The organism is Caulobacter sp. SRI_008 (genome assembly GCF_057586355.1).
Genome location: NZ_JBYCZS010000018.1, coordinates 90413 through 108015 on the forward strand (window position 1 = coordinate 90413; position 17603 = coordinate 108015).

12 protein-coding genes and 2 pseudogenes are annotated in these 17603 nt (G+C 68.3%); 6 read left to right on the forward strand and 8 right to left on the reverse strand.

Going from position 1 to position 17603, the window contains the following annotated elements; genetic code table 11:
* Positions 1-81 precede the first annotated feature (81 nt).
* A complete protein-coding gene (locus AC2YHT_RS16720) occupies positions 82-1017 on the reverse strand; it encodes a LysR family transcriptional regulator (protein WP_487290908.1) in 936 nt (311 codons plus the stop codon).
* Between the two features lie 359 nt (positions 1018-1376).
* On the opposite strand from AC2YHT_RS16720, the gene AC2YHT_RS16725 reads away from it, so the two are divergent.
* The gene (locus tag AC2YHT_RS16725; protein WP_487290909.1) at positions 1377-2654 is read left to right on the forward strand and encodes a lipase family protein; all 1278 of its coding nucleotides are present in this window, start codon (positions 1377-1379) and stop codon (positions 2652-2654) included.
* Positions 2655-2780: 126 nt separating this feature from the next.
* Here AC2YHT_RS16725 and atzF read toward each other — a convergent pair whose 3' ends face one another.
* From atzF to AC2YHT_RS16750, 5 genes are all read right to left on the reverse strand, one after another.
* The gene (gene atzF / locus AC2YHT_RS16730; protein WP_487290910.1) at positions 2781-4529 is read right to left on the reverse strand and encodes an allophanate hydrolase; all 1749 of its coding nucleotides are present in this window, start codon (positions 4527-4529) and stop codon (positions 2781-2783) included.
* Positions 4526-5146 (reverse strand): urea amidolyase associated protein UAAP2, encoded by a 621-nt coding sequence (locus AC2YHT_RS16735; RefSeq protein ID WP_487290911.1) that lies wholly within the window; start codon positions 5144-5146, stop codon positions 4526-4528. Before AC2YHT_RS16735 ends, atzF begins: the two co-directional genes overlap by 4 nt.
* 9 nt (positions 5147-5155) lie before the next feature.
* Positions 5156-5977, reverse strand: coding sequence for an urea amidolyase associated protein UAAP1 (locus AC2YHT_RS16740; RefSeq protein WP_487290912.1), 822 nt, complete (start codon positions 5975-5977; stop codon positions 5156-5158).
* Positions 5974-6621, reverse strand: coding sequence for a cysteine hydrolase family protein (locus AC2YHT_RS16745; protein ID WP_487290913.1), 648 nt, complete (start codon positions 6619-6621; stop codon positions 5974-5976). Before AC2YHT_RS16745 ends, AC2YHT_RS16740 begins: the two co-directional genes overlap by 4 nt.
* A gap of 119 nt (positions 6622-6740) precedes the next feature.
* Positions 6741-7958, reverse strand: coding sequence for a dipeptidase (locus AC2YHT_RS16750; RefSeq protein WP_487290914.1), 1218 nt, complete (start codon positions 7956-7958; stop codon positions 6741-6743).
* Between the two features lie 276 nt (positions 7959-8234).
* Here AC2YHT_RS16750 and AC2YHT_RS16755 point away from each other — a divergent pair.
* Positions 8235-8675 (forward strand): annotated as a pseudogene (locus tag AC2YHT_RS16755) (MFS transporter); the annotation flags it as partial.
* Positions 8651-10003: pseudogene (locus tag AC2YHT_RS16760) on the forward strand (TonB-dependent receptor); the annotation flags it as partial. The pseudogenes AC2YHT_RS16755 and AC2YHT_RS16760, both read left to right, overlap by 25 nt.
* A gap of 186 nt (positions 10004-10189) precedes the next feature.
* Here the strand turns inward: AC2YHT_RS16760 and AC2YHT_RS16765 are convergent.
* Positions 10190-11290, reverse strand: coding sequence for a Gfo/Idh/MocA family protein (locus AC2YHT_RS16765; protein ID WP_487290915.1), 1101 nt, complete (start codon positions 11288-11290; stop codon positions 10190-10192).
* Positions 11291-11400: 110 nt separating this feature from the next.
* Here AC2YHT_RS16765 and AC2YHT_RS16770 point away from each other — a divergent pair, with 110 nt between their 5' ends.
* The 3 genes from AC2YHT_RS16770 to AC2YHT_RS16780 all read left to right on the forward strand — a co-directional run bounded on the left by AC2YHT_RS16770 (position 11401) and on the right by AC2YHT_RS16780 (position 16005).
* A complete protein-coding gene (locus AC2YHT_RS16770; RefSeq protein ID WP_487290916.1) occupies positions 11401-12234 on the forward strand; it encodes an aldo/keto reductase in 834 nt (277 codons plus the stop codon).
* A complete protein-coding gene (locus AC2YHT_RS16775; RefSeq protein ID WP_487290917.1) occupies positions 12231-13301 on the forward strand; it encodes an LLM class flavin-dependent oxidoreductase in 1071 nt (356 codons plus the stop codon). The genes AC2YHT_RS16770 and AC2YHT_RS16775 overlap by 4 nt, the downstream gene beginning before the upstream one ends.
* Positions 13302-13692: 391 nt before the next feature.
* Positions 13693-16005 carry a TonB-dependent receptor family protein gene (locus AC2YHT_RS16780; RefSeq protein WP_487290918.1) on the forward strand — a complete coding sequence of 771 codons (2313 nt, stop codon included), beginning with the start codon at positions 13693-13695 and terminating at the stop codon, positions 16003-16005.
* A gap of 60 nt (positions 16006-16065) precedes the next feature.
* Here the strand turns inward: AC2YHT_RS16780 and AC2YHT_RS16785 are convergent, their stop codons facing one another.
* Positions 16066-17412 carry an MFS transporter gene (locus tag AC2YHT_RS16785; RefSeq protein ID WP_487290919.1) on the reverse strand — a complete coding sequence of 449 codons (1347 nt, stop codon included), beginning with the start codon at positions 17410-17412 and terminating at the stop codon, positions 16066-16068.
* Between the last annotated feature and the right edge of the window lie 191 nt (positions 17413-17603).

The window sequence follows — 17603 nt, forward strand, 5'->3', positions numbered from 1 at the left end:
GGCCGGGTTGGCGAGTTCTCGAATGGGCAAGAAGAAAGGGGCGCTCCTCGCGGAGCACCCCTTTTTCGTTCACCCCGGTTTTCAGTTCACTCGGGCGCGGGCCGCCTCGACCTGCTGGATGAAGGCCGCGACCAGCGGCGGCGGATGGCCCTGGCGGGTGATCACCGAGATCTTGCTGGCGTAGGAGAAGGTCTCCGGCGCGACCTTGTGGAAGCGCTTGCCGCCGCCCATGCCCGCGACCTGATGCTCGGTCAGGAAGCCCAGATAGCGGCCCGAGGCGATCATCATGGCGATCGACTCCATGTGCGTCACCGTCGCCGTGCGTTTGAGCAGGCCGCTGACCCCCAGCCGCTCCATCTCGTGCTCGAACGGGTAGCCGACGAAGTCGTAGGAGGCGATGTCCTCCAGGTCGACGCGGTCGTCATGGGCGCGCAGACGCCAGGCCGGGTGGTCCTCGGTGCAGTAGAGCCAGCTGACCTCCTCGTAGAGGAAGTGGTAGCGCAGCTGCTCCATCGGCCGGCGCTCGAACACCACGCCGACGTCGAGATTGTTCTCGATCACCGCCTGCTCGATCAGGTTCGAGGTCGTGGTCGAGATGTTGAAGTGCACGTTCGGATAGGCGGCCTTGTAGCCGTCGAACACCTCGGGCAGGCGGAAGTTGGGATCGCCGACCAGGGCGTCGACCATGCCGATGCGGATGGCGCCCGCGGGGCTGGCGTGGATGTCGCGCACCCGGGCCTCGAACAGGTCGAGTTCGTCGAACAGCTTCTCGCAGGCCTCATGTACCCGCGCGCCCTCGGCGGTGAGGGTGAAGCCGCGCCGGCCGCGTTCGCACAGCCGCGCGCCCAGTCGGATCTCCAGGTCCTTTATGTAGCGGCTGATCGACGGCAGGCCGATCTGCAACTCGGACTCGGCGGCGACGAAACCGCCGTGCTTGACCACCGTGGCGAAGGTGCGCAGCAGGCGCAGGTCGTTGTCGCTGACCCGGCCGGTGAAACGCTTCAGACCCAGTTCCATACTTGGCTCGTCCGACAACAATGATTGCCCACGCGGGCATTCCCGACGACCGGGGAAGCGACGCAATCTGATGCTCGCGATCCACGCTCGACGCCTGTCCGCAATAGCACCGGGCGGGAGGGGGCTAAGATCGCCGGCGGCTAGAAACCGGAAATCCCTGGGGTTTGCTGAAAAGCTGATGGCCGGCGCCTGAATTTTGCGCGGGATGCGTCGCTGGCGAAAACTCGTCGTTCGGCGACCGTCACGCGACGAGCGGGCGGCGAGCCGGGAAAGGCGATCTTTCCGCTTTCGGCAACTAAGGCGATCGGCCGGGCTGGGCGTCGAAACCGCGCTTTTGCGCCTGCCAGGATCCGCCGCCGATGCTTCGAACCCGTCTTTCCTGCCTTCTCGCGGCCGCGGCCATGGTCGCCGGACCGGTCTTGGCGCAACCCGTTCCGCCCTCGGCCGACCGCTGGGCAGGCGATGGCGGGGTCACGCCCTTCTATCGCTGGACCGGCGCAGCTCCCGCTTTGCCGGGGATGATGCTGAGGCGAGAGGTCCTGCCGGCCGAGGACGCGCTGGCCGGCGCTGGCCGGGCCGAGCGCATCCTCTACAGCTCCACCGACTGGCTGGACGCAAAGAAGATGGTCACGGTCTCCGGCGCGGTCTTCTTCCCCAAGGGCGCGCCGCCGGCCGGCGGCTGGCCGGTGATCGCCTGGGCCCATGGCACCACAGGCGTCGCCGACGTCTGCGCCCCGTCGTTCATGCCGCGCTCCGAGCGCGACCAGCAGTACCTGTCGGCCTGGCTGGAGGCCGGCTACGCCATCGTCGCCACCGACTATGCGGGCCTCGGTACGCCCGGCCCGCATCCGTACCTGCAGTCGCGGTCCGAAGGTCTCGCCGTGCTCGACAGCGTGCGGGCGGTGCTGAAGGCCTATCCGGGCCAACTGGCCAACAAGGTGGTGACCATGGGCCAGTCGCAGGGCTCGGGCGCGGCTCTCGCCGCCGCCTACTGGGCGCCGACCTACGCCCCGGACCTGAAGATCAAGGGCACGGTGGCCACCGGCGTCGTCGCCCACACCAACAACACCCGGGGCGCGCCGCAGGAGGAGGTCCCCAGCCTCTACACCGACCGCGACGCCGGCGGGAACGCGGCCTACGAGATCCTCTACTTCCTGGGCACGGTGCGCTCGATCGACCCGCAGGGCATCCGCGCAGAGGACTACATCGCCGAAGCGGGCCGCCCGCTGCTGGAGAAGGCCCAGACCACCTGCATGGGCGGCCTGCGCACCTTCGCCCGTGAGATCGCCCTGCCGGTCTCAAAGCTCTACAGTCGGCCGATCGACGCCTTGGAAGTGAAGGCCGATGCGCTGAGCGACTTTCCGGACGTGAAGATCCCGACCCCGGTCTTCGTCGGCACGGGCCTGGCCGACTCCGACGCCCAGACCGTCAGCCAGTTCAACTTCGTCTCGGCCATGTGCGCGGCCGGCAACACCGTCGAATGGCGCTACTACCCGCACGCCACCCACGGCAGCGCGGTGATGCGCTCGCGGGCGGACTCGCCGGCCTTCGTCGAGAAGGTGCTGCACGACAAGCCGGTGGCCAACCTGTGCCCAAGCCTGGTTCCGCCGGGGCCGTTGCAGGAGCCGGAAGGCTGAGGCGTTCCCCCAAACCGAAAACCCCCGCGAAAGCGGGGGGCTAGGCTTTTTCTGAAGCGCACGGCGCTCGAGGATAAAACACCTGGGTCCCCGCTTTCGCGGGGATTTTACGGGTGAAATGGCCGCTCAAAGGCTGGCGATATAGGCTCGCCACCCGCCGAAGCTGGTGATCTCGCTCGCGCCGTCCAGCGCGCGCGGCTCGGCCACGAAGCCCTTTACCGTGCGGCCGTCGTCCAGGGTCACCGAGCCGATGGCCAGCGGCGCGGGCACCTCGGCGGTGAAACCGCCGAAGGCGGCCAGGTCCAGTTCGTAGAGCTCGACGGCGATCGGCGCGCCGCCTTCGGCATGCACCAGGGCCGGCTTGGGCGGGGTCGAGTTGGCGATGGCGTAGAGACGGTAGCTCTGCGCGGTCTTGGCTTCGCCCAGGAAGCGGGCGTTGCGCGAGGTCAGCTGCCAGTGCAGCGGCATGCCTTGCAGGTGGGCGCCGACGACGGCGAGGGTGACGGTTTCCATCTTGTCTCCAAGGTCGAGGGCGGGAGCGGGCGCATCGAGCCGCGCGATGTAGGGGCGAGCCGCTTCGATCAGCGCGCGGTCGGCATGAGCCGGTCCGATTAGGGTGACGCCGAAGCCGACCTCGCCGCCCCGGAAGCCCGCCGGCACGGCCAGGGCGCTCATGTCGAGCAGGTTGACGAAGTTGGTGTAGAGGCCCAGCGCCGCGTTCAGCCGGATCGGCTCGGCCTTCATCTCGGCGATGCGGAAGGCGGTCGGGGTCGTGGGCAGGACCAGCAGGTCGATCTCGTCCCACATCGCTTCGGCCCGGCGGGCCAGAGCCTTCAGCCGGTATTCGCCCTCGAACAGCTCGACGGCGGTGACGCCCAGGCCAGCCTCGACGATCGTCCGCACCGTGGGATCGATGGCGTCCGGCTTGTCGGCCAGCATCATCTTCAGCGCCGCCGTGCGCTCGGCCACCCACGGGCCGCCATAGAGCAGTTGGGCGGCCTCGCTGAGGAAATCGATGTCGATCGGCACGATCTCCGCGCCGTCGGCGGCGAAGCGCTCCAGCGCCTGCTCGTATAGGTGGGCGGCGGTCGCGTCGCCGAGGAAGTTGCGCTGATGGGGCAGTGGCGCGCCCAGACGCCTGGCGTCGCGCGGACGATCCTCCAGCGGACGCGAAAACGGATCGGCCGCATCGAAGCCGGCGGCGACCGCGTCGACCAGTTCGGCGTCCTCGAGATCGCGGGTGAAGACGCTGATGCAGTCCAGCGACCGGCAGGCCGGCACGAGGCCGCTGGTGCTCCAGCGGCCCTTGGTCGGCTTGAAGCCGACGAGGTTGTTGAAGGCGGCCGGCACCCGGCCCGAACCGGCGGTGTCGGTGCCCAAGGCGAAGTCGACCAAGCCCACGCCCACGGCGACGGCCGAGCCCGAGCTCGATCCGCCGCTGACGAAGGCGCGGTTGAACACGCAGTGCGGCGCGCCGTGCGGGCTGCGCGTGCCGTTCAGGCCGGTGGCGAACTGGTCGAGATTGGTCTTGCCGACCGGGATCGCCCCGGCCGCGATCAGCCGCCTCACGACCTCGGCCGAAGCCTCCGGCGCATAGGCGAAATCAGGGCAGCCGGCCGTGGTCGGCAGGCCGAAGAGGTCGATATTGTCCTTGATGGCGAAGGTCGCGCCGGCCAGCGGCAGGACCTCGCCGGCCGCGATCCGGGCGTCGACGGCGTGGGCGTAGGCGCGGACGGCTTCCGGATCCAGCCGCTCGATCCAGACCTGGGGCTGGACGGCGTCGTAGGCGGCGATGCGGGCCAGGGCGGCGTCGGCCGCCTCCAGCGCGCTCGTCCCGCCGGCGGCGACGGTGGTCGCAACGGCCCGGGCGGTCACGCCCGCACCACCATGCGCACCGGCGTCGGGTTGAAGCCGTTGCAGGGGTTGTTGATCTGCGGGCAGTTGGAGACCACCACCGTGACATCCATCTCGGCCAGCAGGGTCACCGACAGACCCGGCGCCGAGATGCCGTCGACGATGCCCAGGGCGCCGTCGGCCTCGACGGGGACATTCATGAACCAGTTGATGTTGCTGACCATGTCGCGCTTGTTGCGGCCGGCCCGGCCGTTGGCGTCGAGGAAGTTGTCGACACAGGCGTGCTGTTTCTTGGTGTGATGGCCGTAGCGCAGGGTGTTGCTCTCGCACGAGCAGGCCCCGCCGATGGTGTCGTGATAGGCGACGTTGGTGGCCACGATCCGCATCATCGGCCGCCCCTCGTTCGACAGCAGCACCGCCCCGTCGCGCAGGAAGAGGTTGCCCTGGGCGGCGATGGTGTCCTGGGCGCTGTAGCGTTCGGCGTGGTCAGCCGTGGCGTACATCAGGAAGTCGACCGCCTGATTGCCCTCTAGGTCGATGATCTCCAGCGTCTCGCCGGCCTTCAGGTCGTGCATCCACGGGGCGCGCGCGGGCACCACCTCGTCGTGCAGCACCGTCGTGTTGAGGTCTTCGCGCATCGGACCCTCCTAGCGGGCGTAGTAGTCTTCGACGTTCAGGAAGGCGCGCAGGCCCTCCGGCGTACCGGTGCGGATCGGGTCGTCGGCGGCCGCCACGGGGCCGCGCCAGGCCTGGGCCCGCACGGGCGTGACCGTGTAGTCGGGACGCGGATCCATCACGTGCGGGGTGTTGGCCAGCACCACGATCAGGTCCATCTCAGCCCGCAGCAGCAGGCTGCGGCCCGCCGCGAACGGACCGACCTGCGGCGTGATCGCGCCGTCGGCCTCGACCTTGGCGCCCTTGAACCAGGTGATGCAGGGATGGATGTCCTTGCGTCCCAGGCCGTACTTGCCGACCGCCAGGCCAAACCGCTCGCGGCTCGACGGATGCGGGCCGTAGTTGCCGGCCTGGCCGTGCTTGGCGGCGATGCTCCAGGGCGTGGAAGGGCCGCAGAAGGCGTCGTGCGTGCCGGCGTCGTCCTCCAGGATGCTCATCAGCGCCCGGCCCATGTCCGACAGCAGGAAGCGGCCGGCGCCAAGATAGCCGTTCCACTGGATCTTCAGGGTGTCGGCCACGTTCAGCCGCTCGACCGGCCGTTCGGCGTTGAACAGCAGCATCGACACGCAGCCGTCGCCGGCCAGATCGGTCAGGCGCAGGCGGGTCCCGCGGGCGATCTGCTTGCTGGCATAGCCGCCGGCCGCGATCGTCTCGGCCCAGACCATGTCGTCCGGCGAGACGCCTTCGGGCAGATCGGTCGCGGCCGAGGCCGGCAGGGTGGGCATGGCCTCGACCACCGCGCCGCCCTGGGCGCGGGCGTGGGCCTGGGCGCCGTAGGGATCGGCCGTGCTCATGCAGCGCTCTCCGCCCGCTTGGCGGCGTAGGCCTCGAAGCCGTCGACGATCTCGTCCGACATCCGGCGGGCGCCGGTCTGCATGTATTCCATGGCGTTCAGCGCCGCGTCGTGGGCCGGCGTCGACGAGGCCGTCACGCAGTCCTCGACCACGCGGCAGTAATAGTCGCCCTGGTGGCCGTCGACGAAGGTGTAGTGCACGCAGACGTCGGTGAAGCCGCCGCAGAGGATCAGCGTCTGCGCCTTCAGGCCCTTGAGCAGGATCTCCAGCTCGGTGCCGTAGAAGCAGGAGTAGCGGCGCTTGGCGAGCAGGTAGTCGCCCTCGACGATACCAAGCTCCTCGATGGCGAACTCGGTGCCCGGCGAGGTCTCGATGCAGTGCACGTCCTCGCGACCGTCCAGCTCGCGGCCGAAGTCGATCATGTTGGGGCGGTGCACTTCCTTGAAGAACACCACGGGGATGTCGGCGGCGCGGGCGGCGTCGACCAGGGTGCGCACGCGGTGCATGCGTTCGACCCGGTCGGGCAGCAGGGGCAGGCGCTCCGACGGCGCCCAGTCCATGAACGAGCCCTTCTGGACGTCGATGACGACGAGGACGGGCTGACCGACGATCATCGGCCGGGCGTTGTCGGGGGTGTAGGTCAAGGCTGGATTCCCTGGTGTCTCTTGAAGATCACCAAGACCAGCGCGCGGCGTTCGGAGAAATGACGCCGCCGGAAAAGTTGGTTGCGGATCGCGGCAACTGAACCGGCGGCGTTCGAGGTCTAGCGCTTGGCGGCCTTCTCGACGGCGCGGAAGACGCGCAGGTAGTTGCCGCCCCACAGCTTGCCGATGTCGGCCTCGGAATAGCCGCGCCGCACCAGTTCGGCGGTGACGTTGGCGGCTTCGCCCTCATTGCTCCAGCCGACGACGCCGCCGCCGTGGTTGAAGTCGGACGACAGGCCCACATGGTCGATCCCGACGCGCTTGACGGCGTAGTCGACGGAGTCGGCTAGGTCCTTCACCGTCGCCTTGGGCAGCAGGGCGTTGACGGCGTGGCTGTAGTCCAGCCGCTTCTCCGGCGTCAGCGCCTCGGTCCCGTCGGCGGGGCGGACATAGGCGACCGGCAGGGCGTATTGCGCGCGCAGGGCCGCGACCTTGGGCGGGAAGTCGGAACCCGGCTTCACCAGGTAGGGGCCGAAGGCGACGATCTGCACGACCCCGCCCTTGGCGGCGATGGCGTCGAGTTCGGCGTCCGACAGGTTACGCGGGCTGTCGACCACGCCCTGCACGCCCGAGTGGCTGGCCACGACCGGTGCGCGGCTCAGGGCCAGAACCTGCTTCACCCCGTCCGGCGTCAGCTGCGAGATGTCGATGATCACGCCCAGGTCGTTGAGCTTGGCCACCGCCTGCTTGCCCAGCGGCGACAGCCCGCCCCACTCGACCTTGGTCCCGCCGCTGGGACGCGAGGAGTCGGCGAAGGCGTTGTTGCCGGCGTGGACGAAGCCGAAGCTGCGCACGCCCGCAGCGTAATAGGCGTCGATGGGCGCCAGGTCTTCGCCGAACGGATAGGCGTTGAGGAAGCCGACGATGATCGCCCGCTTGCCGGCCTTGGCGGCGGCCTCGACGTCGTCGGCCTTCAGGGCCAGCACGGCGCGGTCGGGATGGCGCTCGGCGATCCCGCGGATGGCGGCCAGCTTGGCGTCGGCGTCCTTGCGGGCCTTGGCGTAGCCCTCCGGCGTGCGCGGGCCTTGCGAGACGAACACCGCCAGCACCGCCGCATCGACGCCGCCGCGTTCGAGTTTGGGCAGGTCGACCTGGCCGTCGCCGTCGACGGCCGCCTCGTGGGCGCCGACGCCCAGGTCCTGGGGCACGTCCGCATGGCTGTCGAGCACCAGGACGCGGGCATGGACGGCCTTGGCGTCGAGATCGGCGGCCTGGGTCGCGCCGGCGGTCGCCAGGGCCAGTAGGCCCGCGGTGGCGAGGAGGAGGGGACGGAACATGACGTCGAGCTTTCTGTGGTCGGCTCTGGTTTGCGATCGGGGGAGGGGAGCGGCCCGAGTCCCGGAAGGGGCGCGGCCTTCTGCGACGCTAGACCGGGCTTTGCGGCGGCGACCAATGCGGTGTTCTCATGTCGGATATTGCCGGCGGTAAAGCTGGCCGCGACGGCGGTGCTGGCAGGGCGTCTAGAAATTCTGCCAACCCGCCCGGCGCGGCCTCGTCTAAGGCGTAATTCCTAGCGTCGCCATCGGGTTTGGCTTTGCTTTGGAGACCGTTCGATGACCGACGCCGCAGCCGTGTCCCAGACCGCGGGTCAGACGCCCGCCCAGACCGCCGCCGAGCGCCGTCGCTGGCTGCTGCTGGGCCTGATCATCTTCGCCGGCATCCTCAACTATGTGGACCGGCAGGTGATCGCGGTGCTCAAGCCGATCATCGAGCAGGACATGGGCTGGAGCGACGCCGACTACGGGCGCCTCGCCTCGCTGTTCCAGTTCTCGGCGGCCATCGCCTTCCTGTTCACCGGCGGTATCGTCGACAAGCTCGGCGTCAAATGGGCCGCGCCCGTCGGGGTGGCGACCTGGAGCCTGGCGGCCATGGCCCATGGCGGGGCCAACACCATGCTGCAGTTCTCGGCCGCTCGCGTGGCCCTGGGCGCGACGGAGTCGATGGGCACGCCGTCCTATGTGAAGACCATCGGGGCGCTGTTCTCGGCGCGGATGCGAACGGCGGCGTCTCGGCCCAGGCGGACTGGAAGGTCGGCGATTTCACGATCACCTCCATCAGCGGTTACCGCAGCTGGAAGAACCATCAGCGCCAGGACTTCGACCAACTGGCCGTGGCCACCGCGGCCATCCCGACCGCCTTCGATGACGGCAAGGTGGACTTCAGCCAGGTCTCGCAGGAACTGCGCATCACCTCGCCCAAGGGCGGGCTGATCGACTACGTCGCCGGCCTCTACTACCTGAAGGCCGAGACCGACGAGGTCTATCGCCGCGATCTGACCCGCATCGTCTCGGGTTCGGCGGTCAGCGACTATGGCGTCGCCCGCTACGGCACGCGCGGCGTGAACTACGCGATCTTCGGCGAGGGCAACATCAACTTCACGCCGAAGTTCCGCGCCATCCTCGGCGCCCGCGCGATCCGCGACGAGCTGAGCTACTACCATGACCGCCAGGCCACCACGACCGTGGCCCTGACCGGCATCCGTCCCAACCACACGAGCGCGGGCTCGCTGGAGAAGGACGGCTGGAGCGGCCGCGCCGGCCTGCAGTACGACGTGGCCGAGACGGTCAACGTCTATGCGACCTACTCGCGCGGCTACAAGGGCCCCGCCTACAACACCTATTTCAACATGCAGGCGATCGACGAGATCTCGCTGAAGCCGGAGACCTCGGACAGCTACGAAGCCGGCATCAAGGGCACGGCCCTGGGCGGCCGCTTCGTCGGCGCCCTGGCGATCTTCAAGACCGATTACGAGAACTACCAGGCCAACTTCACCGACGTGGCCGGCACCCCGGCGGCGATCGTCAGCCGTCTGATCAACGCCGGTTCGGTGTCGAGCCAGGGCGTCGAAGGCGACTTCACCCTGCGTCCGGCCCATGGCCTGAAGCTGGGCTTCTCGTTCGCCTACACCGACGCCACGGTCGAGCACTTCAACTGCCCGACCGGCGCGGCCAGCAGCTGCAACATCGACGGCCAGCCGCTGCCCTTCGCTCCGAAGTGGAAGACCTATACCGACGTCGAGTACCGCACGCGCCTCAACAGCGCCTTCGACGTCGTGCTGTCGACCGACTACAGCTGGAAGGACGACACCCAGTACTCGCTAGCCGAGACGCCGGACACCATCCAGAAGGCCTACGGCATCTGGAACGCCGGCGTCGGCCTGGTCGGCGTCGAGAACGGCTGGCAGGTGCGCGCGGTGGTCAAGAACATCGCCGACAAGTCGTACTCGCCGTACCTGGTCTATGGCGGCCTGGCCGGCGTGGTCCGCTACGTGCCGCGCGACAACGCCCGCTACTGGGGCCTGTCGGTGCGCAAGGAGTTCTAGGGGGCTGAACAACTTCTCCTAACTTCCCGTCATTCCCGCCCTTGTGGCGGGAACCCCTGGGTCCGCTCGCACGTGAAAATGCGGCGGACCGCAGGCGGTCCGCTTCACTCGCACCTGCGGCTGAAAGAGGGTTTCCCGCCACAAGGGCGGGAATGACGGGAGTAGAGGGGAGCTTCGAGCCGGCCCTCAGAACCCCAGTTCAGCCAGCGTCACCACCCGCTTCTCGCGGGCGCTGATCTCGGCGGCGGTTCCGATGGCCACGGCCATCAGGCCGTCGCGGGCGGTGACGGCGGGCGCTCCGCCGTCACGCACCGCGTCGAGGAAGGCCCGCAGCTGGTAGAAGGTCGAACCATGGTGGGTGCCCGCCTTCATCGCCGCCTCGTCGACCGGCACGTGCTCGCGGACCATCTTCTTGGGCGAGCCCAGCGGCACGCGCGGGGCGAACACCAGGTCGCCGGGCGGGATCAGGGCTTCCAGCCGGGCTTCCGAGCCCGTCGCGGTCAGGGTCTCCTGCTCCTCGACGCCCTCGGCGAACATGCAGAGGTCGAGCATGGCCCGCACGCCGTTGTCGAACTCGACGACGGTGTAGCTGTTGTCGATGATGTCCGGCGTCTTGCCGTCGTAGCGTTCGTCCAGGTGGTTGACGTCCATGGCCCCCGAACAGAACACCGAGACCGGCTCGGCCCGCGTGATCAGGCGCATCAGATCGAAGAAGTGGCAGCACTTCTCGACCATGGTGCCGCCGGTGTTGGCGGCGAACCGGTTCCAGTCGCCCACCTTGACCAGGAACGGAAAGCGGTGCTCGCGGATCGACAGCATAGCCAGCTTGCCGACGTCGCCGGCGTGGACCCGGCGGATGAATTCGGCGGCCGGCGGCATGAAGCGGTACTCCATGGCCGTCCAGAAGAGGGCGCCGGTCTTGGCCGTACGCGCATCGGCCGTCTCGGCCGCCCAGCGGGCGTCGGCCAGGTCGCTGCACAGCGGTTTCTCGCAGAGGATCGCCACATTGGTCGCCAGCGCCGCCTCCAGCACCTTGCGGTGGGTGAAGTTGGGCGAGACGATGATCACCGCGTCGAGTTCGACCTTGGCCAGCATCTCGGCGCCGTCGGCGAAGGCCTCGACGTCCTTGGCCTTGTCGCCCAGGGTCGCCCGCGCCCAGTCCAGCGAGCCCGGCGTCGGATCGGCGATGGCCGCCACGTGGGCGTCTGGCATCAGTTCGAGGTTGCGCAGATGCTCGTTGCCCATCATGCCGACCCCGATCAGACCGACCCTGAGCTTCTCAACCATCTTCAAATCCCCCGAACTGAAAGCATGTACCCATGAGTGAGAGCCGCCAGTCACACGAACCCCGTCCGCTCGGCAAGAGCGGTATTTCCGTTTCTCCGCTGGCCTGGGGAATGTGGCGTTTCAAGGGGGAATCGGTCGCCGACGCCCGCCTGCTGGTCGAGGCCGCGCTGGAGAGCGGGATCACCCTGCTGGACACCGCCGACGTCTACGGCGCCGACACGCCCTATGGCTTCGGCTCGTCGGAAGTCCTGCTCGGCAAGGTGCTGCGCGACGCCCCGCACCTGCGCGAGAAGTTCGTGCTGGCCTCCAAGGGCGGCATCATCCTGGGCGTGCCCTACGACTCCAGCGCCGACTATCTGGTCGCCGCCTGCGAGGCCTCGCTGCAGCGCCTGGGCGTCGAGAAGATCGACCTCTACCAGATCCACCGCCCCGACGTTCTGGCCCATCCGGCCGAGATCGCCGCCGCGCTGACCAAGCTGCGCGAGCAGGGCAAGATCGACGCCGTCGGCGTGTCGAACTATCTGCCGAGCCAGGTGGCGGCCCTGCAGGCCCACCTGCCGTTCGCCCTGGCCAGCATCCAGCCCGAGTTCTCGCCCCTGACCATCGAGCCGCTCTCGGACGGCGTGCTGGACCAGGCGCTGGAGCGTGACTTGGCCGTGCTGGCCTGGTCGCCGCTGGGCGGCGGCCGTCTGGTGGGGCAGGGGACCGACGATCGCGGCCGCGCCGTGATCGAGGCCCTCGACGTCATCGCCCGCGAGCAGCTTGTCGACCGCGCCGCCGTCGCTCTGGCCTGGATCATGGCCCACCCGTCGCGGCCGATCCCGATCGTCGGCTCTCAGACCCCCGAGCGCATCAAGGCCTCGGCCGACGCCCTGCGCGTGAAGCTGAGCCGCACCCAGTGGTACGCGATCCTCACCGCCAGCCGCGGAGTTCCCCTGCCGTGAGCACCCTGCCTCCCTGCGAAGTCTCGTGGTTTTCGGCGCTCTGCGACGACGATTACGAGTTCCTCGGCGTTCCCGATCCAGCGCTGAAGGCCTCCTACGCCCACTGTCGCGACATCGCCCTGGCGGCCGAAAGCGGCGGGTTTGACAATCTGCTGCTGCCGTCGGGCTACAACCTCGGCATCGAGGGCGTGGCCTTCGCGGGCGGCTTGGCGCCGATCCTGCACAAGCTGAAGCTGCTCCTGGCCATCCGCTGCGGCGAGATGTGGCCGCCGCAGCTGGCCCGCCAGATCGCCACCCTGGACCAGATGCTGGAGGGCCGCCTGACCCTCAACATCATTTCCAGCGACCTGCCGGGCGAGACCCTGGCGTCCGGGCCGCGCTACGCCCGCACGCTGGAGGCCATGACGATCCTGCGCTCGCTGTTGAACGGCGAGAGCATCGATTTCCAGGGCGAGTTCTACAAGCTGAAGCTCGATCCACCGCGCCTGCGCACGGTCTCGGGCAAGTGCCCGCCGTTCTACTTCGGCGGCCTGTCGCACGAGGCCCGCGAGGTGGCCGCCCAGGGCGCCGACGTCTACCTGATGTGGCCGGACCGCATGGAGGTGGTGAAGGAGACCATCGAGGACCTGCGCGCCCGCGCCGCCGCCCATGGCCGCACCCTTCGCTTCGGCTATCGCGTCCACGTGGTAGTGCGCGAGACCGAGGAAGAGGCGAGGGCGGCCGCCGACCGGCTGCTGTCCAAGCTGGACGCCAAGGAGGGCGAGGCCATCCGCGCCAAGTCGCTGGACGCGGCCTCGTTCGGCGTGCGCCGCCAGGCCGAACTGCGCGAGGCCTCGGCGGGCGACGGCTATGTCGAGGACAATCTGTGGACCGGCATCGGCCGGGCGCGGTCGGGCTGCGGCGCGGCCATCGTCGGCGATCCCGACCAGGTGCTGGCCAAGATCAACGCCTATCGCGAGATCGGCCTGGAGGCCTTCATCCTGTCGGGCTACCCGCACATCGCCGAGGCCGATCTCTTCGCCAGGCACGTGCTGCCGCGCCTGGACCACAGGCCGCTGTTCGGCTGAACCGCGCCGGGCGGATCGTCCGGTTGCGGATCGCTTGACCGTTGTCGTCCGCCGGGCGCCCCTCACGTGGGCGTTCGGCGGCGAAGCGGCGTGTCGTCGGCTCGGACCCTTGACCTGTGGAGCGCAGGGCGATGGACTTGCCTTGTCGCGCCCAAGGAGAGCGGTGCGCCATCGCAGATTTCGATCTCCAACCGCGTCTGACTTTTCAGAAAGAAGTCGGTCGACGAAGTCGTGGTGCGCGATCAGTCAAGAACTGGTCAGGCTGCATATTAAATCATCTCATTTGCGCCACCCGGGAACACGAAGAAAAGTGGGCTGAGTAAATGGCGATTTCTGTTTTTTGACCTGGGGTCGGGAGTCAGGCTCGTCGGGTCAATAGCAGGGGATAGCCATGACCAAAGCCCAATCGAAACCCGTCGTCGCGTCGCGTTGGAAGCTGGCCTTGATGGCCGCCAGCGTGTTTTGCGGCGCGTCGCCGGCCCTGGCCCAGGAGAGCGCTCCCGAAGAAGTCGACGCCATCGTGGTGACCGGTCGTCGCGTGTCCGAGGCCAGCGTCGCCATCGGCACCGACCAGGCCACGGCCACGGTCTCGATCACCCGCGAGGCGCTGCTGTCGGCCCCGGCCGGCGTCACCGGCCTAAAGATGCTGGAGAGCCTGCCGGGCTTCAACGTCCAGGCCAACGACGCCTTGGGCATGTACGAGTTCGGCAACTCGGTGTCGGTGCGGGCCTTCAACTTCCAGCAGATCGGCTTCCTGCTCGACGGCATTCCGATGGGCCGCAGCGACCAGTTCGGCGGCAGCCCGATCTATCGCTATGTCGACAACGAGAACCTGGCCCGCGTGCAGGCCTCGGCCGGCGCCGGCGACGTCGCCCTGCCCAGCTACGCCTCGCTGGGGCCGATCGTTGACTACTTCACCAAGACGCCCGACGCCGAAGCCGGCGGCTCGGCCAGCCAGACCTGGGGCGAGGACAACCTGCGCCGCAGCTTCCTGCGCCTGGAGAGCGGCAAGATCGGCAACCTGTCGGGCTATGTGGCCGGTTCTTGGGTGAAGGGCGACCTGTGGCGCGGTCCCGGCACGATCAAGCGCGAGCACTACGAGGGCAAGGTCGACTACGCCTTCGAGAGCGGCGGGAACCTGACGTTCCAGACCGTGCACAACGACTATTACGACTACGACTCTCCGTCGATCACCAAGGCCCAGTACCTGGGCACGGCCGGCGACGCCTTCGGGCGCAAGGGGCGCGACTTCGCCTACCTCGGTTATGTGCCCAGCCTGGCGGCGACGACGACCGGGGTTCCCTATTCGAACGCGCTCTACAACCAGTACTACAAGTTCGCGGTCAACGCCCGGCAGGACCACCTCTACGGCCTGTCGTTGAACAAGCCGATCGGCGAGAACTTCGAGATCCGCTCGACCGCCTATTACGAGGACAAGGGCGGCTACGGCGTCTCGCCGGAGGCCTACGCCACCTCGCTGGCCAGCTACAACGCCGAGAAGAACTACGTCTCGGGCCTGACCGCGCCGAAGGGCCTGCAATACGGCCTGTCGGGCGTCGACGGCATCCGCAAGGGCGTCACGGTCGGCGGGACCTGGCGGACGGGCGCCCACACCGTCCAGGCCGGCGTCTGGCTGGAGAAGGACGACTACCACCGGACCCAGGCGCGCTATAACACCGTCAACGGCGATCCGGACGGCACGCCGCTGCTGAACGAGCCGGTGCACCTGCAGCGCAACTACGTCTCGACCCGCGAGACCACCCAGTTCTTCCTCAAGGACACGGTCAAGCTGCTCGACGACCGCCTGAAGGTCGAGGTCGGCTTCAAGTCGACCGACATCGACTACAAGATCAGCGGCTATCGTAACCCGGCCGACTACATCGCCCAGCGCAAGCCGACGATCACCGACAACTGGAAGGACGGCTTCCTGCCGCAGGTGGGACTGGTCTACTCGATCAACAGCCGCGACCAGGTGTTCGCCTCCTATTCGGAGAACCTGGCCCTGCCGCGCGGCGCCGACGACATCTTCTCGGCGGCCAGCCCCAGCGTCCCCGGACCCGAGCCGGAGACCTCGCAGAACCTGGAACTGGGCTACCGCGCCAACCGCGCGACGTTCAACGCCTCGGTCGTGGTCTACTACACCGCCTTCGACAATCGGCTGCAGTCCTACGCCTCGGTGGTGCCGGGCAGCACGACCACCGAGACCTTCTACCAGAACGTCGGGGCCGTGGAGGCCCACGGGGCCGAGTTCAGCGGCCAGTGGAAGCCCGAGCTGCTGGGCGGCAAGATCTATTTCAACGCCAACCTGTCGTACAACCGCGCCGAGTTCGAGAACAACTTCGGGACCAATGCGATCGCCGGAAACACGCTGCCCGACTTCCCGACCTGGCTGTTCCAGGGCGGGGTGACCTGGGAGCCGGTCGACTGGGCCGTGGTCAACGTCTCGGCCCGCCATCTCAGCGACCGCTACACCAACATGACCAACACCGAGAAGACCGACGGCTACACCATCTGGAACGCCTATGTGGATCTCGGCGACGGCTTCGGCGTCGGGCCGCTGAAGCAGGTCAAGGCCCGCATCAACGTCGATAACATCTTCGACGAGGATTACCTGGGCACGATCAGCACCACGGTGAACACCGCCGCGACCTTCCGGCCGGGCTCGCACCGGACCTTCCAGGTCACGCTGTCGGCCGACTTCTGATGCGAAAGACGCCGCGGGCTGGGCCCGCGGCGTCCTTTTTGTTCGAGCTGACGGCTTCGATCAGGCCTTGGGCGCGCCTTTGCGCAGCCGGCGGCGGCGGTCGATGGTCAGGGCGATCAGGGTCGCGACCGCGCCGGAGGCGAGGTAGAGCCCGATGGCCGGCAAGCCCCAGAAGCTGGCCAGGGCAAGGGCGGCCAGCGGCGCGAAGCCCGCGCCGATCAGCCACGACAGGTCCGAGGTCAGGGCCGCGCCGCTGTAGCGGAACTTGCGCAGGAAGCCCGAGCTGACCGCGCCCGAGGCCTGGCCGAACGACAGGCCCAGGATCGCGAAGCCGATCACGACATAGGCGGTCTGGCCGAGGCTGCCGGCGTCCAGCAGCCACGGGGCCGCCAGGCTGAAGATACCGATCAGCACGGCCGACAGCGCCAGCTGGTTCTGGCGGCTGATGCGGTCGGCGATCCAGCCGGAGACCATGATCCCGACCACGCCGACCAGGGCGCCGGCCAGTTCGATGCGCAGGAAGTTCAGCGCCTCGCCGCCGTCGTCGTGCAGGCTGACCCACGACAGCGGGAACACCGTCACCAGGTGGAACATGGCGAAGGTGGCCAGCGGGGCGAAGGCGCCGATGATCACGTTCGAGCCTTGGGCCTTCATCAGGCTGGTCAGCGGAACGGGGCTCAGCTGGCCCTTTTCGAACAGTTGGCCGAACTCCTCGGTGGCGACGATGCGCAGGCGGGCGAACAGGGCCACGACGTTGATCGCGAAGGCCGCGAAGAACGGGTAGCGCCAGCCCCAGTCGAGGAAGTCGGCCGAGCCCAGGCTGGCGACGAAATAGGCGAACAGGCCGCTGGCCAGCATGAAGCCGAACGGCGCGCCCAGCTGCGGGATCATCGCGTACCAGCCGCGCTTCTTCTCAGGCGCGTTCAGCGCCAGCAGCGAGGCCATGCCGTCCCAGGCGCCCGCCAGGGCCAGGCCCTGGCCGATGCGGAAGGCCGCAAGCGCCCAGATCGCCGCGGCGCCGGCCGTGGCGTAGCCCGGCAGGAAGCTCATCGCGGCCGTCGAGCCGCCCAGCAGGAAGAGCGCGATGGTCAGCTTCACGCCGCGGCCGTAGTTGCGGTCGATGACGCCGAAGATCGCCGAGCCGATCGGGCGGGCCACGAAGGCCAGCGAGAAGATCGCGAACGAGCACAGGACGCCCGTCAGCCGGTCCACGAACGGAAAGAAGAGGTGAGGGAACACCAGCACCGAAGCGATGGCGTAGACGAAGAAGTCGAAGAACTCCGAGGTTCGCCCGATGATCACGCCGATGGCGATCTCGCCAGGCCGGACGCCCTTGTGGTCGGCGTGCAATCGCCGCGCGTCGCGCTCGAGGCCCGATGACGTCGGCAGTGCGAAATCCTGATTCATGCAGCTACGCGCCTTGTTCCTGTTGTTCCGTCCCAAACTCTTTTCAGCCGCCTTGCCGACGGTCTGAACGAGAGCATGAGACCAACTGCCCCGTTCTGGCAAACGCCTTGATGCGCCTTCGGCTCCTCATTTTCGTGCTGCACTGCGGCGCCCTAGGACAAATGGTCCAATGTCGCGCCCTCCTGCGTTAG

Excerpts from the sequence above, each read along its gene's own strand:
- AC2YHT_RS16720 (WP_487290908.1), bottom strand. The coding sequence starts at position 1,017 with ATGGAACTGGGTCTGAAGCGTTTCACCGGCCGGGTCAGCGACAACGAC.
- AC2YHT_RS16725 (WP_487290909.1), top strand. The coding sequence starts at position 1,377 with ATGCTTCGAACCCGTCTTTCCTGCCTTCTCGCGGCCGCGGCCATGGTC.
- AC2YHT_RS16735 (WP_487290911.1), bottom strand. The coding sequence starts at position 5,146 with ATGCGCGAAGACCTCAACACGACGGTGCTGCACGACGAGGTGGTGCCC.
- AC2YHT_RS16740 (WP_487290912.1), bottom strand. The coding sequence starts at position 5,977 with ATGAGCACGGCCGATCCCTACGGCGCCCAGGCCCACGCCCGCGCCCAG.
- AC2YHT_RS16750 (WP_487290914.1), bottom strand. The coding sequence starts at position 7,958 with ATGTTCCGTCCCCTCCTCCTCGCCACCGCGGGCCTACTGGCCCTGGCG.
- AC2YHT_RS16765 (WP_487290915.1), bottom strand. The coding sequence starts at position 11,290 with ATGGTTGAGAAGCTCAGGGTCGGTCTGATCGGGGTCGGCATGATGGGC.
- AC2YHT_RS16770 (WP_487290916.1), top strand. The coding sequence starts at position 11,401 with ATGTGGCGTTTCAAGGGGGAATCGGTCGCCGACGCCCGCCTGCTGGTC.
- AC2YHT_RS16780 (WP_487290918.1), top strand. The coding sequence starts at position 13,693 with ATGACCAAAGCCCAATCGAAACCCGTCGTCGCGTCGCGTTGGAAGCTG.
- AC2YHT_RS16785 (WP_487290919.1), bottom strand. The coding sequence starts at position 17,412 with ATGAATCAGGATTTCGCACTGCCGACGTCATCGGGCCTCGAGCGCGAC.